Here is a 13,833-nt window from a genome sequence, read left to right on the forward strand (position 1 = left end):
GTCTCGCTCACGTCACCGGGGCCCGGCGTTCCGCGCGGCGGTGGTCAGGCGTCGGTCGGCACGCCCGCGTTCGCGAGGATGTCGCGTGCCGGCAGCGTGGTGCTCTGGGCGGCGGTCAGGCCCGAGGCCGCGAGATGGGCGTCCACGATCCGCAGGCCGGCCGCGTAGCCGGCGGAGTCCGGGAGCCCGACGGGCTGTTGGCCCATGCGCTGCGCGGTGGCGTCGCCGTACACGTACGCGGGCAGGTTCTGCATCCCGGCCACGTCGATCCCGGCCGTGACCTTCGCGTAGACGTCGTCCAGTTCCGCGCCGGACAGCGTCGTCGACCACGGCCCCATGGCCCGCTCGCCCGCCAGCTCGCGTACGAACGCCTCGGCCAGCCCTTCGGCCACGACCTGCTCGCCGACCGTGACCGTCGCCGGGTCCCAGACCACGTTGGCGTAGCGCACGTTGTGGTGGAGTTCGTGCGCGGCGGCGTAGCCGATCTTCGCGAGGCTGGTCTCCGTGGGCCACATCGTCAGCTGGATCGCGCCCGGGATGCCGCCCATGCCGAAGTAGCCGGCGCTGCGGACCGTCAGCAGGTCGTCGTCGGGGTTGCCGAGCGCCAGGACGACGTGCACGGTCTCGGCGGTCCTGACGCCGGGCAGTGCTCCGCTCAGGCGCTCCCACGCCGCGCCCAGGCAGTCCTCGATCCGGTTCCACACGTCCGCCTCCCGCATCTGCCGCAATGCGGTCAGGTACCGCGGGTCCTCGACGTCGATCCGGAATCCGCTGCCCATCCGATGCATCTGGACCATGTCCAGATCGCCCATCACGGACATGGCGTCCTGCAGGGGGCTGAGCATGGCGCGCAGGGCGTCGGGCCGCTCCTCCAGCGGGGCCTGAAGGAGATCCAGCATGGCGGACGCCGTGTCATGAACAATGATCTTCATGGCTCGGACCGTAGGGCCTCCCCTTACGGGAGGGTCCAGTCCGGCCGCGCCGGGTGCGGGGTTCGGCCGAATTTCCTTCCCTACCATGTGAGTCGGGAATGATGTCGACCGGCTTTCCGTTGTCGCGGGCATGACTGCGTCCAACAGCGAATTCATCCGTGGCACCGCGCGGGGAACCGCGCCCGTCCCCCTGTCCGTACTCGACCTGGCGGCCGTCGGCGAGGGCACCACGGCCCGGGAGGCGCTCCAGGCCTCGGCGCGGCTGGCCCGACTGGCCGAAGCCCGCGGCTTACTCCGGTACTGGGTGGCCGAACACCACTCGATGCCGGGGATCTCCAGCAGCAGCCCGGCCGTCATCCTCGCGCACCTGGCGGCCCAGACCCGTACCCTGCGGCTCGGCTCCGGCGGAGTGATGCTGCCCAACCACGCCCCGCTCGTGGTCGCCGAGCAGTTCGGCACCCTGGAGGCGCTCGCGCCGGGCCGCATCGACCTCGGCCTCGGGCGCGCCCCCGGCACTGACGGCGCCACCGCGGCGGCGCTGCGGCGGGCCGGCGGAGCGGAGAGCGACGACTTCCCGGCCGAGGTGGCCGAGCTCCTCCGCTTCCTCCGCGACGACTTCCCCGACGGGCACCCCTACCGGCGCATCCACGCGGTGCCCGGACCCGTGCAGGGCGAGGTGGGGCAGCCGCAGGTGTGGCTGCTCGGCTCCTCCGGCTTCTCCGCCCGCCTCGCGGGCCAACTGGGCCTGCCGTTCGCGTTCGCCCACCACTTCTCCGCGCGGAACACGCTCCCGGCGCTGGAGCTGTACCGGTCGAGCTTCCGGCCCTCCGCGACCCTGGCCGACCCGTACGTGGTGCTCGGCGTCTTCGCCTTCGCCGGGGACGACGCAGCGGAGGCGCGACGCCAGGCGCTCACCGGGGCACTCGCCACGGTACGGCTGCGCAGCGGCCGCCCGGGTCTCGTCCCGACGCCCGAGGAGGCCGAGCGGCACGCCTTCACCGAGCAGGAACGCGCCGTCCTCGGCACCTGGCTCGACAACGCCCTGTACGGCACGGCCGACGAGGTCAGGGCCGGCCTGGACGAGCTGCAGAAGCGGACCGACGCGGACGAGCTGATGCTCGCCATGAACTCGCACGGCCCCGACTTCCGCGTGCGCTCCTACGAGCTCATAGCCGACGCCTACGGCCTGCCGACCGACGCGACGGCAGCGGGCTGACGCGCCGACGCCGGGCCGGTGCGCCGGCCCGGCGTCACCACAGGCAGGTCCCGCCAGGCGGCCCCGGTGGACGGCTTCCGCAAGAATCGCGGTATGACCGACATCGTCGACGCAGCCTGGCACAAGGTCCTCACCACTTACGGCGAACCCTCCCGGCCGGAAGAATCACCGCTCCGGAAGCCGTTTGCCAGTCTGGTGCGAGTAGCGCATGCCGAACCGCTGCTTCGGCAGCTCTCCCCGTGGATCGGTATGTGGGAGCTGCACTTCAGTAGGTGCACGGAGATGGAGTACACCTGGGACATCCCGTACATCGGCACGCTGAGAGACGGCTGGTACTACGTCGAGGGACCAAGCCGGAGCAGCCCGCGGATCGCTGAGACGGACAGTGCGCAGGCCGCGGTGGCGATGGTCATCGATCGCCTGCCGCCAGGCTGCGGCCCGGCCTTCATCGGCAACGCAGGTGAACTGGCCGCCTACGAGAAGGCACGCGACAGGAGGTAGGGCCCGCGGTCTCGGCGGAAGCGGAAACCGGGACCATGGCGGCTTTGAAGGCGGTCCTAATACCAAGGGCGGGCGTCGTGCGTGGGCAGGGGGCGCAGCTTCGGCCAGCGTGCGAGCAGGCGGTCGGCCAGGGCGGAGCCGAGGCGGCCGACGGCGTGGAGGTGGTCGTGGTCGCGGGTCAGGTCGGCGACCACGCCCAGGCGGTGGACGAGCCGTTCACGGGCGGATACGTAGCCCCACTCGAAGTCCTCGGCGGGTACCCGGGCGAATTGGTCGGCCGTCCCGCGGTGGGCCCGCTCGACGAGCGCGTCGCCCTGGATCAGCCAGCCCGCGCACGCGTCGGCGAGGTCACCCGGCACGTCCTTCCCCGTGAGGCCGCGCCAGGTGGTCCGGTAGACGTCCTCGACCTCCGTGAGCGGGGCCGCGGTGACCGACATGGCACACCAGCAGGTAGGGAAGCCGATGCGGAAGTAGGCGAGTTCGGTCAGGCCGTTGCCGAGCGATGCCCGCTCGAAGTCGACGAAGCGGACGCCGTCGGCGGTGCGCAGATCATTGCCGGGGCAGGGGTCGCCGTGCAGCAGCGCATGGTGCGGGGTGGGGTCCAACCGCTCCAGGAGACCGGCGAGTTCCTCGGGAACCGTGGACGGTACGGGCACGTCGAGCGCCCTGGCCAGGGTGAGGAACGACTCCGCGTCGGCGGCGGTGGGACCCGACGAGACCGGCAGTGCGCCCGCGTCGGCGGGTCCGGTCAGGGCGTGCAGCCGGGCGAGCGACTCGGCGTACCCCGGCATCCAGTCGTCCGTCCTGCCGAGGTCGTCCAGGTGCTCCAGGACCATCACCCGAGAGGACGGGTCCGTGGCGAGCACCGCGGGGGCCACGGCGAGCCCGGAGGCCCGCCCCGCCAGGCGCAGCCCGGCGGCCTCCCGCGCGAAGCGCGTGAGCGCGTCGGCGCCCGCGTCCCCGCTGTCGGTGATCTGCTTGACGATCACCAGCCGCCGGTCGGCCAGCCGCACGCGCCACACCCGTGACCGCGGACTGCTGTCCAGGAGTTCGGCCTGCTCGGGGGTGCCCACGGTGGCGAGCAGCGCCTCATTGAACGGAACACGGTTCGGCATGCCGACGAGCGTAGCCGTGGCTTCGCCGCGCGAGCGAGGGTCGTGGCCCTGCCGACGTCCTCCCAGGACGTGTTCGGAAAGTCCCGCGACGGACGCGGGGCCGTCACGTACCCGCCGTCACGCACCCGTCGTCACGTACCCGCTGCCACCGTGACCCGCCAGCCGTCGTCGGCGAGCCGGCGGCGGACCGCCTCGGCCGTGGGTGCGGGGGCGGCGAGGAGGGCCGAGAGCTCCGTGTCCGCGTCGGACCAGCTCAGGCGGATGCCGTCCGCGTCGATGCCGGAGCCCTCCGCCGCGTCGATCAGCCGGTCCACCTCGCCGGGCCCGCCGCCGAGCGGGACCGTCAGCGTCACCCGCTCCACGGGGATCCGGCCGCCCGGCTCGTACACCGACTCCCAGCCTTCCCTGCCCCGCTCCAGCAGGTCCCCGAGCGAGGCCAGGGCCTCCTCCGACTCCGGCCCCGACACCTCCAGCGCGTTGAGCGCGCGCGTCAGTGCCTCCAGGTCCTTGCGCAGGTCGCCGAGGATCTCCGCGATCGCCGGACCGTTGGACCGGACGATGTCCGTCCACAGCGTCGGAGCGCCGCCGGCGACCCGGATCACGTCCCGTACGCCCTGCCCGGCCAGGGCGAGCGCCTCCCGGGACGCCCCGCCGAGGCGCGCCGCCATCAACGCCGCCACGAGGTGCGGCGCGTGGGAGACGAGGGCCACCGCCCGGTCGTGCACGCCCGGCTCCATCACCAACGGCACCGCACCGCACAGCGCGACCGCGGCGAGTACCCGGTTGAGCGTGCCCGACGCGGTCTCCGGGTCGGGGGTCAGGACCCAGGTGCGTCCCTCGAACAGGTCGGCACGTGCGGCCAGCGGGCCGGACCGCTCGCTCCCGGCCATGGGGTGGCCGCCCACATAGCTCGGCCGGTGCACCCCCGTGTGCGAGACGGCCAGCGCCGTCGCGGACTTGACGCTCGCCACATCCGTGTACGCGTGGGCGAGACCACGACGCTGCTGGTCCGCAAGCACCTGCGCCACCCGCGTCGGCGGTACGGCGACGACGGCCAGGTCGACCGGACCGGGAGGCGGCCCGAAGACCCCGGCCCCCCGCGCCGCGGCCACCCGCGCCGCCGACTCGTCCGCGTCCAGCAGATGCACATGGACGCCGCGGCGGGTCAGCGCGAGTCCCATGGACGTGCCGATCAGCCCGGTCCCCACCACTGCCGCAGTGCGAATCACTGGTTCCCCCCTCATGGCCCGTTCATCGACGGTCGCAGTCTGACCGCAATCGGGTGTCACGTACTCGGCCGACCGCGCACGGCAAGTGCCGCATCAGCGCACTTCGGGCATTCGCGAACGCGACAGAGCGCATGCGCGGGGACAGCACAGTCGCCCGGCGGCGGCCCATAACTTGCTTTCGCCAAGGGCCGACAGCGAACGAAGGAGGAACGCCGTGGAACTCGATCTGCGCACGGTGATGCGGCACTTCGCCACCGGCGTCGGAGTGGTGAGCACCTGGACCGAGGCGCCGGACAGCCCCGGCCCCGACGGGCGTCGACACGACGCCATCACGGTCAACTCGCTCGTCCCCGTCTCCTACGACCCCCCGCTCGTGTCGCTCTCCCTGCGCCACGGATCGGCGTTCCTCGCCGACCTCCTCGCCTCCGGGCGGTGGGGCGTGTCGATCCTGGCCGCGGACGGCGCGGACACCGCCCGCCGCCTCGCCGGCTCCCGGGAGAGCCGGACCGAGGCGCTGGCCGCCCTGCCCGCCGTGCCGGGACCGCACACCGGATCCCTGCTGTTCGAGGGGCCCGGCTGGATGGAGTGCGCGCTTGCCGACTCGTTCACGGTCGGCGACCACCTCATGGTGATCGGCACCGTGCTGGCCACCGGGGTCCGCGCACCACAGGAGCCCCTGGTGTTCCTGCACGGGGCGCTGACCCCCGCCACCGGTCCGTGACCCGACCGACCCCGACCCCGTCCTCGTATCGCCATCTCGCCAGGGAGAGCACCATGACCGAACAGCCCCCCAGCAACGCGTCCGCGAGCCCCGCGCTGCGCAAGGCGCTGGACGCGGCCGCCCGGATCCTCGGCGAGGACCGGGTGGTACGGCCCGAGGACGACGCGCAGGCGACCCGGCTCCTCGGGCCCAACGCGAGCCTCTTCCGCGCCCGCCGGATCGCCGCCGTGCTGCGGCCCTCCACCGCCGGACAGGTCCCCGAGCTCGTCGAGCTCTTCGCCAGGGAGACCGAATCGGGCAGCCTCCACGTCGTCAGCACCGGCCGCAACTGGGGCCTGGGCTCCCGCGAACCCGCCGACGACGACGTGGTCGTCCTCGACCTCGGCGGCCTCGACCGGGTCCGCGAGCTGGACCTGGAAGCCGGCTGGGCGGTCGTCGAGCCCGGCGTCACCCAGGGCCATCTCTCCCGGCTCCTCGCCCACACCCCGCGCCTCGTCAACGTCACGGTCTCCGCCGCCGCCACCAGCGTCCTCGGCAACGCCCTGGACCGCGGCGTCGGCCTGCGCGGCCAGCGCACCGACGACCTCGCCGGCCTGGAGGTCGTGCTGCCGGACGGCGAGACCGTACGGGTCGGCTGGTGGCCCACGGCGGACCGGACCGCGCCGGTCTACCCGCACGGTCTGGGCCCGTCGCCGCTGCCGCTCTTCGTCCAGTCCGCCCTCGGCGTGGTCACCGCCGCGGTGATCCGGCTGCCGGCCCGCCCCGAGGCGCTGCGCGTGGTCCGGCTCGACTTCCCGCAGTCCGCGCTGAGCGCGGCGACCGACGCCGTACGCCGCTGGGTCGCCCAGGGCCTCACGCGCGGCGTCCCGCGGATCTACGACCCGGCGGCCGCCCGCTCGTACGGCGGCACCGAGGGCGAGTTCCTGGTGCACCTCCCCGTCGACGGCACGGCCGAGGCCGTCGAGGCCCTGACCGGCATCCTGACCGCCGAGGCCCGCCGTACGGGCCTGTTCACCCAGGTGACGGCCACCGAGGCGATCGACCCCGCCCATCCGAACCACGAGGTCGCCCGGCTGGTGGAGCGCGGCTACGCCGGCGACCCCGACATCGCCGACGTCCTCTTCCGGGCCAAGATGGGGGTGCCCGCCGACCGCGTCGACACGGAGGCCGGGTTCGTCTTCTTCCTCCCGCTGCTGCCGTTCACCGGCGCCGACGTCTCCCGTGCGGACGGGCTGCTGCGGGAGGCGGCCGCCGCGACCGGCACCCGCCTCTCGGCGACGCTGCACCTCCTCGGGCCCGACCTCATCGACTGCGTGGTGGCGATGAAGTTCTCCCGCGAGGGGGACGCGCCCGACCGGGCCCACCGCGCCCTCGACCTGCTCCACACCTCGTTCGCCGACGCCGGCTTCGCGCCGTACCGGCTGGACGTCGACCACGCCCACCGGCGCGACGCCCTCGCCGTCGATCCCGGAGCCCTCGCCCTGACCCGTCGGCTCAAAGCCGTACTCGACCCCAACAACGCCATAGCGCCGGGACGTTACCGCTGACCGCGGAGACCACCGGACACCAGTGAGACAGGGGACTACAGCACATGGTCACTTCACAGGAGGTCGCCGCCCGGCGTCCCGAACCCACCCGGCCGACCACCCCGGAGGAGCTCCTCAGGCGCGCCGAGGACCTCGTCCCGGTGCTGCGGGGACTCTCCGACGACATCGAACGGGCCCGCAGGCTGCCCGACACGGTCGTGGAGAAGCTGCGTGACGCGGGCGTCTTCCGCATGGGCGTGCCCACCGAGCAGGGCGGCCCGGGCCTCGACTCCGTCCAGCAGACGGAGGTGGTGGAGACCCTCGCCCGCGGCGACGCCTCCGCCGCCTGGTGCGCCATGATCGGCATGGACACCCCGCTCTACGCCCAGTTCCTGCCCGAGTCCGTCGCACGGGAGGAGCTGAGCGACCCGGACGCCATCACGGCCGGACTGATCCTGCCGCTCGGCCGGGCCGAGCGGGTGCCCGGCGGCTACCGGGTCACCGGACGCTGGGGGTTCGGCAGCGGCATCACCCACGCCGACTGGGTCGTGGCCGGCTGCTTCGTCCACCAGGACGGGCGGCCCGAGCCCGGGCCCGACGGCGCGCCCCGGCACTGGCGCATCATGCTGGCCCGCCGCGACGCGTTCGAGGTCCTCGACACCTGGCACACCACCGGCCTCGCCGGCAGCGGCAGCAACGACTACCAGGCGAAGGACCTCTTCGTCCCCGAGGAGCACTCCTTCAGCCTGGGCGCCCCGCGCGTCGAGGGCCCGCACTCCACGGCGGAGGCGATCCTGCGCAACATGCCCGGCGTGCCGCTCGGCGTGGCCCGCGCCGCGCTCGACCACGTACGGGAGCTGGCCGCCGGCCGCACCGACCGCGCCGCCGCCACGCCCTGGGCCGACACCTACCGCGTACAGATGGCCATCGCCGAGTCCGAGATGGAGCTCGGCGCCGCCCGGCACGCCGTCTATGGCAGCCTGCGCAGGCAGGCGGAGATCCTGGAGAAGGGCGGCGAGATCGGCCGCGACGACCGGGTGGACACCGTCCTCGCGCGCGTCAACGCCTTCCGGGTGGCCCGCGCCATCGTCGCCCGGCTCTACGACCTCGTGGCGACGACGGCCGTCTACCGGCCCTCGCCGCTCGACCGCTGGCTGCGCGACCTGACGACGATGCGCCAGCACGTCATCGCCCAGGACCAGGTCCTCCAGTCGGCGGGCGCGCACCTGCTCGGCGGCACCCCGTCCAACCCCTTCAGCCTGGGCATCGTGGCATGAGCGGACACCCGCGCGCGGAGACCGGCGGACCACCCGCCGCCACGGCCACGGTGGGCCGGGCGGACGGGGAGGGGGCGGACCGAGCGGACCGGGCCGAGTTGAGTGGCGGGCCGCTGCCGGCACCCGCGGTCGGCACGCTCGGCGAGGCGCTGCGGCGTGCCGCGCGCAGCCCGCACGGCGTCGTCGTCATCGACGGCACGGGCACGGCCGTCCGCAGGTCGTACGCCGAGCTGTACGAGGACGCGGCCCGGACGGCGGCGGAACTCGCCGCCGCGGGTGCGCGGCCCGGCGCGCGGGTGATCCTCCACACGGACCGCACCACCGACCTGCTCACCGCCTTCTGGGCGTGCGTGCTCGGCGGGCTCGTCCCGCTGCCCGTGGCGTACGGCTCCGGCGCCGACGGGCTCGCCGAGGCGGTCGACGCCGTCGGGGAGGCGTGGCTGCTCGGCGACGAGCCGCCCGGCCCGCACCCGCCGGGGCTGCGCCCGCTCGGGCGGGTGGACGCCGGGGACCGCACGACCACCGGCGCCCGCGAGACGGCCGGGGAGCGGCGGCCCGACGACACGGCGGTGCTCACCCTCACCTCCGGCAGCGGCGGGCGTCCCAAGGCCGTGCCGCTGACCCACCGCCAGGTACTCGCCCGGGCCCACGGAACCGCCCTCGCGCGGGGTCTCGGCCCGGACACCCGCAGCCTCAACCGGATGCCGCTCGACCATGTCAGCGGGATCGTCATGTTCCACGTACGGGACGTCTACCTGGGCTGTCACCAGGTGCACGCGGACGCCGGATGGGTCCGCGCCGACCCGCTGCGCTGGCTCGACGTCGCCGAGGCCGAGCGGATCGACACCACCTGGGCACCCAACCGCGTCCTCGCGCTCCTCGTCGACCGGCTCGCCGAGGAACCGTTCCGGTCCTGGGACCTGAGCCGGCTCCGCTATGTGATGAACGGCGGCGAGGCGGTCAAGGACCGCGTCGTCCGGCGGTTCGTCGAGGCGCTCGCGCCCCACGGACTGCCCGCCACCGCGGTGCACCCGGGGTGGGGCATGCCGGAGACGGCCTCCGGCGTCGTCGACAGCGTGTTCCGCCCCGCCGCAGGGCCTCCCCGACGCCATGTGCCGGTGGGGACACCGCAGCCCGGCGTCTCCGTCCGGGTCGTGGACGAGGCGGGACGAGTGGTGCCGACCGGGGTCGTCGGCCGACTCCAGGTCACCGGCGCGCCGGTCGCCGACACGTACCTCGTGGGCGGGGTGCCGCGCCGGGCCCCGCTCGCGGACGACGGCTGGCTCGTCACCGACGACCTGGCCTTCGTGGCGGACGGCGAACTCACCGTCACCGGCCGGGCCGACGGCCTCATCGAGGCCGGCGGCGCCCGGTGGCACGGCCACGAGATCGAGGACGCCGTCGAGGAACTCCCGTGCGTGCTCCCGTCCTTCACGGTCGCCCGCCCTCTCGCCGCCGAATCCACGGACGGTACGGACGTCACGGACGGTACGGGCTTCGCCGGGCTCACGGTGTTCTTCCGGCCCCGGCCGGGGGTCTCGCCGGACGAGGCGGCGGAGCGGGTACGCGAGCGGGTACGGCACCGCTTCGGGGCCGGCCAGGTGCGCGCCGAGGCCCTCACCGAGGCCCGAACCGAGCACGAAGCGCCCAGGACCGCCACCGGAAAGCTCCGCCGCTCGGCCCTCGCCGCCCGCCGTCCCGGCACCCCGGGCTGACCACGTTCCTTCCCCCACCGAGAGGCCAGACATGTCCCCGGACCTGACCGCGACCATGCGCACCTTCGCCACCGGAATCTGCGTCGTCACCACGTACGAGGAGGAGGGGGACCGGCGGCGCCACGACGCGGTGGCCGTCCGCTCCTTCACCTCCGTCTCCCTGGACCCGCCGCTCGTCTCCCTCGCCGTCCCCCGCGACTCCGAGGTCCTCGCGACGCTGCTCACCACCAAGGTCTGGGCCGTGTCGATCCTCGACGTCGCCGGCATCGACATGGCCGAGGCCCTGGACGGCGACCGGGAGACCCGGGCCAGGGCCCTGCTCACCTGCACGGCCTCGCCCGGGGAGCGCACCGGGGCGCTGGTCCTCGACGCGCCCGGCTGGCTGGAGTGCACCCTGTACGACCGCCACGACACCGGCGACCACACGGTCCTGATCGGCGAGGTGCTGGCCACCGGCGGCCGGCACCGGCGGCCCCCGCTGGTGTTCGTCAACGGCGGCCTGCGCGCGCTCTCCGAAGCCTGACCGGGCACGGCGCCCCGCCCGGCAGACCTGACCGCAACCACTCCGAACTCCGAACTCCGAGGAGAAACAGTGAAATTCGGCATCTGGCTCGACTTCCGCAACCCCGCCGGGTGGCGGCGGCCCTGGACCGACGTCTACGAGGAGACGCTGTCGCTCGCCACCGACGCCGAGACCCTCGGGTTCGAGTCCGTCTGGCTGTCCGAGCACCACCTGACCGACGACGGCTACCTGCCCTCCCTCTTTCCGGCGCTCGCCGCCATCGCCGCCCGCACCAGCCGGGTCCGGCTCGGCACCGCCATGGTCCTCGCCGGCCTCACCCATCCGCTGCGGCTCGCCGAGGACGCGGCCGTCACCGACCTGCTCTCCGGCGGCCGGCTGGAGCTCGGACTGGCCCCCGGCTACCGGGAGAAGGAGTTCGAGGCCCTCGGCTTCGACCGGGCCAAGCGGGGCGCCCGTACCGAGGAGACCGTGGAGATCCTCCGCCGCGCCTGGACCGGCGAGCCGTTCTCGTACGCAGGGAAGCACTTCGCCCTCGACGACGTTGTCGTCACCCCGGTCCCGCAGAGCCCGCCGCCCGTGTGGATCGGCGGCGGGAGCGAGGCCGCGGCGCGGCGCGCGGGCCGCCACGGGCTCCGCTTCCTCCCCGACCTCGGCACCCCGCCGGAGATCCTCGACCTGTACCGCCGCACCCTCGCCGAGCACGGGCACGACCCGGCCGAGTTCGGCCTGACGGCCATCGTCACCCCGGGCGTCTACGTGTGCGAGGACGCCGAGGAGGGCTGGCAGGAGATCAGGGAGCACTACTGGTACCTGCTGAACAAGTTCCAGGAGTGGTTCGGCAACCCGGGGCTGCCGTCCGTGGACGACCTGCCGCGCGAACTGTTCCTGGTGGGCCCGCCGGACGTCGTCGCCGAGGGGCTGCGCGACCGGATCAAGCCGCTGGGCGACGTCGAACGGATCATCTTCTTCGGCCGGGCGCCGGGGCTGCCCGCCGACCGGGCCCGCCGCTCCCTCGAACTGTTCGCCGAGCACGTCCTCCCGCAGTTCGCCTGAGCGCGCCGGCCGACGGCCTCGCCCGCTCGCCCGACCCATGAAGGAGCAAGGAGCACCATGTCAGACATCGCCATCGTCGGCGCAGGCATCTCGGGCCTGCACCTCGCCCTGCGGCTCCAGCAGGCCGGGGTGACCACGACGGTCTACGCCGAGCGCAGCACCGAGGAGCTCGCGGCGGGGCGCCCGCTGAGCCTCCCCGTCCGGTTCGGGAAGACCCGGGACCGGGAGCGCGAGCTGGGCGTCTCGCACTGGGAGGGAGGGGACGACGACACCCTCGGCGTCCGTCTCGTGGCCCGCGGGGAGCCGGGGATCGAGTTCCTCGGCCGCCTCGACGCCCCCGCGAGCGGCGTCGACCTCCGCCTCTACCTGCCCACGCTCACCGCCGACTACCTGGAGCGCGGCGGCCGCGTGGTCGTCCTCCGGCCGGACGCGGCCGAGATCGACCGGATCTCCCGCGACCACGACCTGGTCGTGGTCGCCACCGGACGGGCCGCCACCACCGGTCTGTTCCCGCGCGATCCGGAGCGCTCGCCGTACACGGCCCCCCAGCGCGCCCTGACCGCCGGCCTCTTCCACGGCATCGCACCGGTCGACCCGGGCCACATCCACTTCCAGGTCTCCGAGGCGGGCGAGATCTTCTCCACCCGGATCCTCACCGCCGACGGACCCGTGCACGGCATGGTCATCGAAGGCCTGCCGGGCGGCGCGCTGGAGCAACTCGCCTCCTACGACCACCTGGAGGACCCGGCGGGCTTCGAGAAGACGCTGCTGTCGCTCGTCGCCGAGTACGCGCCGGACCTGCGCGAACGCATCTCCGACCGGGAGTTCGGGATCCGCCGCCCCGGCGACGTGATCCAGGGCGGCCTCACCCCGGTGGTGCGCCGCAGCTGGGCCGCGCTCGACTCCGGCCGGATCGCCCTGGCCCTCGGGGACGCCTGGATCGTCAACGACCCGCTGGCCGGGCAGGGCGCCAACCTCGGGTCGCGCAGCGCCTTCGAGATCGCCGAACTCATCGTCGCCGGCGGTCCGTTCGACGAGGCGTTCGCCGAGCGGGTGGCCGAGCGGCTGTGGCGGATCGCCGAACCGGTCGTCGCCTGGTCGAACCTCAACGTCGCGCCGCCCGTCGAACACGTGGGCGGGATCTTCGTGACCGCCACGGCCGATCAGCGCGTCGCCGACGCGTTCGTCGCCAACTTCAACCACCCGGCCGACATGTGGGAGGCCGTCAAGTCACCGGACGCCACGCGGGCCTGGCTGGACAAGATCACGGAGGCCGGGTGACGGAGGGGCGCCGACGGTAGGGAAGCGCGCACGGCCGGGCCGTGCGCGCTTCCGCGTCACGCGGCGATCAGCGGACCGGTCCGGGGGCTCCAGACGGACATCGCCATGTCCACAAGCTCGTGGAGCTGGGCGCGCTCGGCTCCGTCGCGCGCCTGCAACGAGAGGCCGTTGAGGAACGTGGTGTAGAAGGCGGCGATCCGGTCCGTCTCCGTGTCCCCGGCGAGCTCCCCGCTCGCCACGGCGGCGTCCAGCCGGGCCTTGAGGGTGGACTTCGTCCGGGCCCGGCAGCGCAGCGCGAAGTCCCGGACGGACTCGTGGTCGGTGGTGCAGCTGCTGGCCGCGTGCACGATCATGCAGCCGCGCGGCTTGTCGGCGGCCGTGAACCGGTCGACGCTCTCGTGCAGGAGCACGGCGACGGCCTCACGCACCGTCGGGGCCTCGTCCATAGCCCGGCGCGAGGCCTCCGACTCGGTGCGCTCGTAGAGCTCGATGGCCTCCCGGAACAGCTGCTCCTTGTTCGTGAAGGCCGCGTACAGGCTGGGTGGGTTGATACCCATCGCGGCGCTGAGGTCGGTCGTCGACGTGGTGGCGTACCCGCGTTCCCAGAAGACGAGCATCGCCGTGTGCAGTGCGGCGTCCCGGTCGAAGCTGCGGGGGCGTCCGGTGCGGGCCACATGTCCTCCTTGACGGCCGATCAGCCGGTCGTTAGCCTCTTCTGTAGAGGTTAGTACAGAAGTGGTGTTG

General features: G+C 73.9%; 13 protein-coding genes. 9 read left to right on the forward strand and 4 right to left on the reverse strand.

Annotated features, from left to right (window positions below):
* Positions 1-44: 44 nt before the first annotated feature.
* Complete coding sequence (locus OG357_RS35460; RefSeq protein WP_329625004.1) at positions 45-932, reverse strand: DUF2268 domain-containing protein; 888 nt, start codon at positions 930-932, stop codon at positions 45-47.
* Between the two features lie 130 nt (positions 933-1,062).
* Here OG357_RS35460 and OG357_RS35465 point away from each other — a divergent pair, with 130 nt between their 5' ends.
* The gene (locus OG357_RS35465) at positions 1,063-2,148 is read left to right on the forward strand and encodes an LLM class flavin-dependent oxidoreductase (RefSeq protein WP_329625005.1); all 1,086 of its coding nucleotides are present in this window, start codon (positions 1,063-1,065) and stop codon (positions 2,146-2,148) included.
* A 93-nt stretch (positions 2,149-2,241) separates the two neighbouring features.
* A complete protein-coding gene (locus OG357_RS35470) occupies positions 2,242-2,649 on the forward strand; it encodes a DUF6193 family natural product biosynthesis protein (RefSeq protein WP_329625006.1) in 408 nt (135 codons plus the stop codon).
* A gap of 56 nt (positions 2,650-2,705) precedes the next feature.
* Here the strand turns inward: OG357_RS35470 and OG357_RS35475 are convergent, their stop codons facing one another.
* Positions 2,706-3,764, reverse strand: a complete 1,059-nt coding sequence (locus tag OG357_RS35475) for a phosphotransferase (protein ID WP_329625007.1) — start codon at positions 3,762-3,764, stop codon at positions 2,706-2,708.
* Positions 3,765-3,895: 131 nt separating this feature from the next.
* Positions 3,896-4,993: a prephenate dehydrogenase gene (locus OG357_RS35480; protein WP_329625008.1), complete on the reverse strand. Its 1,098-nt coding sequence runs from the start codon at positions 4,991-4,993 to the stop codon at positions 3,896-3,898.
* A 214-nt stretch (positions 4,994-5,207) separates the two neighbouring features.
* On the opposite strand from OG357_RS35480, the gene OG357_RS35485 reads away from it, so the two are divergent.
* The 7 genes from OG357_RS35485 to OG357_RS35515 all read left to right on the forward strand — a co-directional run bounded on the left by OG357_RS35485 (position 5,208) and on the right by OG357_RS35515 (position 13,089).
* Complete coding sequence (locus OG357_RS35485; RefSeq protein ID WP_329625009.1) at positions 5,208-5,714, forward strand: flavin reductase family protein; 507 nt, start codon at positions 5,208-5,210, stop codon at positions 5,712-5,714.
* Positions 5,715-5,767: 53 nt separating this feature from the next.
* Positions 5,768-7,261, forward strand: a complete 1,494-nt coding sequence (locus tag OG357_RS35490) for an FAD-binding oxidoreductase (RefSeq protein ID WP_329625010.1) — start codon at positions 5,768-5,770, stop codon at positions 7,259-7,261.
* A 44-nt stretch (positions 7,262-7,305) separates the two neighbouring features.
* Positions 7,306-8,517, forward strand: coding sequence for an acyl-CoA dehydrogenase family protein (locus tag OG357_RS35495; RefSeq protein ID WP_329625011.1), 1,212 nt, complete (start codon positions 7,306-7,308; stop codon positions 8,515-8,517).
* Complete coding sequence (locus OG357_RS35500) at positions 8,514-10,232, forward strand: AMP-binding protein (RefSeq protein ID WP_329625012.1); 1,719 nt, start codon at positions 8,514-8,516, stop codon at positions 10,230-10,232. Before OG357_RS35495 ends, OG357_RS35500 begins: the two co-directional genes overlap by 4 nt.
* Positions 10,233-10,263: 31 nt before the next feature.
* Positions 10,264-10,755, forward strand: a complete 492-nt coding sequence (locus OG357_RS35505) for a flavin reductase family protein (protein WP_317593300.1) — start codon at positions 10,264-10,266, stop codon at positions 10,753-10,755.
* A gap of 69 nt (positions 10,756-10,824) precedes the next feature.
* Positions 10,825-11,808: an LLM class flavin-dependent oxidoreductase gene (locus OG357_RS35510; RefSeq protein WP_329625013.1), complete on the forward strand. Its 984-nt coding sequence runs from the start codon at positions 10,825-10,827 to the stop codon at positions 11,806-11,808.
* A 57-nt stretch (positions 11,809-11,865) separates the two neighbouring features.
* Positions 11,866-13,089: a styrene monooxygenase/indole monooxygenase family protein gene (locus OG357_RS35515; RefSeq protein ID WP_329625014.1), complete on the forward strand. Its 1,224-nt coding sequence runs from the start codon at positions 11,866-11,868 to the stop codon at positions 13,087-13,089.
* Positions 13,090-13,145: 56 nt separating this feature from the next.
* Here OG357_RS35515 and OG357_RS35520 read toward each other — a convergent pair whose 3' ends face one another.
* Positions 13,146-13,763, reverse strand: coding sequence for a TetR/AcrR family transcriptional regulator (locus OG357_RS35520; protein ID WP_329625015.1), 618 nt, complete (start codon positions 13,761-13,763; stop codon positions 13,146-13,148).
* Between the last annotated feature and the right edge of the window lie 70 nt (positions 13,764-13,833).

The sequence above is a fragment of the Streptomyces sp. NBC_01255 genome, assembly GCF_036226445.1.
Lineage (GTDB): Bacteria > Actinomycetota > Actinomycetes > Streptomycetales > Streptomycetaceae > Streptomyces.

Excerpts from the sequence above, each read along its gene's own strand:
- OG357_RS35500 (WP_329625012.1), top strand. The coding sequence starts at position 8,514 with ATGAGCGGACACCCGCGCGCGGAGACCGGCGGACCACCCGCCGCCACG.
- OG357_RS35475 (WP_329625007.1), bottom strand. The coding sequence starts at position 3,764 with ATGCCGAACCGTGTTCCGTTCAATGAGGCGCTGCTCGCCACCGTGGGC.
- OG357_RS35495 (WP_329625011.1), top strand. The coding sequence starts at position 7,306 with ATGGTCACTTCACAGGAGGTCGCCGCCCGGCGTCCCGAACCCACCCGG.
- OG357_RS35490 (WP_329625010.1), top strand. The coding sequence starts at position 5,768 with ATGACCGAACAGCCCCCCAGCAACGCGTCCGCGAGCCCCGCGCTGCGC.
- OG357_RS35515 (WP_329625014.1), top strand. The coding sequence starts at position 11,866 with ATGTCAGACATCGCCATCGTCGGCGCAGGCATCTCGGGCCTGCACCTC.
- OG357_RS35465 (WP_329625005.1), top strand. The coding sequence starts at position 1,063 with ATGACTGCGTCCAACAGCGAATTCATCCGTGGCACCGCGCGGGGAACC.
- OG357_RS35505 (WP_317593300.1), top strand. The coding sequence starts at position 10,264 with ATGTCCCCGGACCTGACCGCGACCATGCGCACCTTCGCCACCGGAATC.
- OG357_RS35470 (WP_329625006.1), top strand. The coding sequence starts at position 2,242 with ATGACCGACATCGTCGACGCAGCCTGGCACAAGGTCCTCACCACTTAC.
- OG357_RS35460 (WP_329625004.1), bottom strand. The coding sequence starts at position 932 with ATGAAGATCATTGTTCATGACACGGCGTCCGCCATGCTGGATCTCCTT.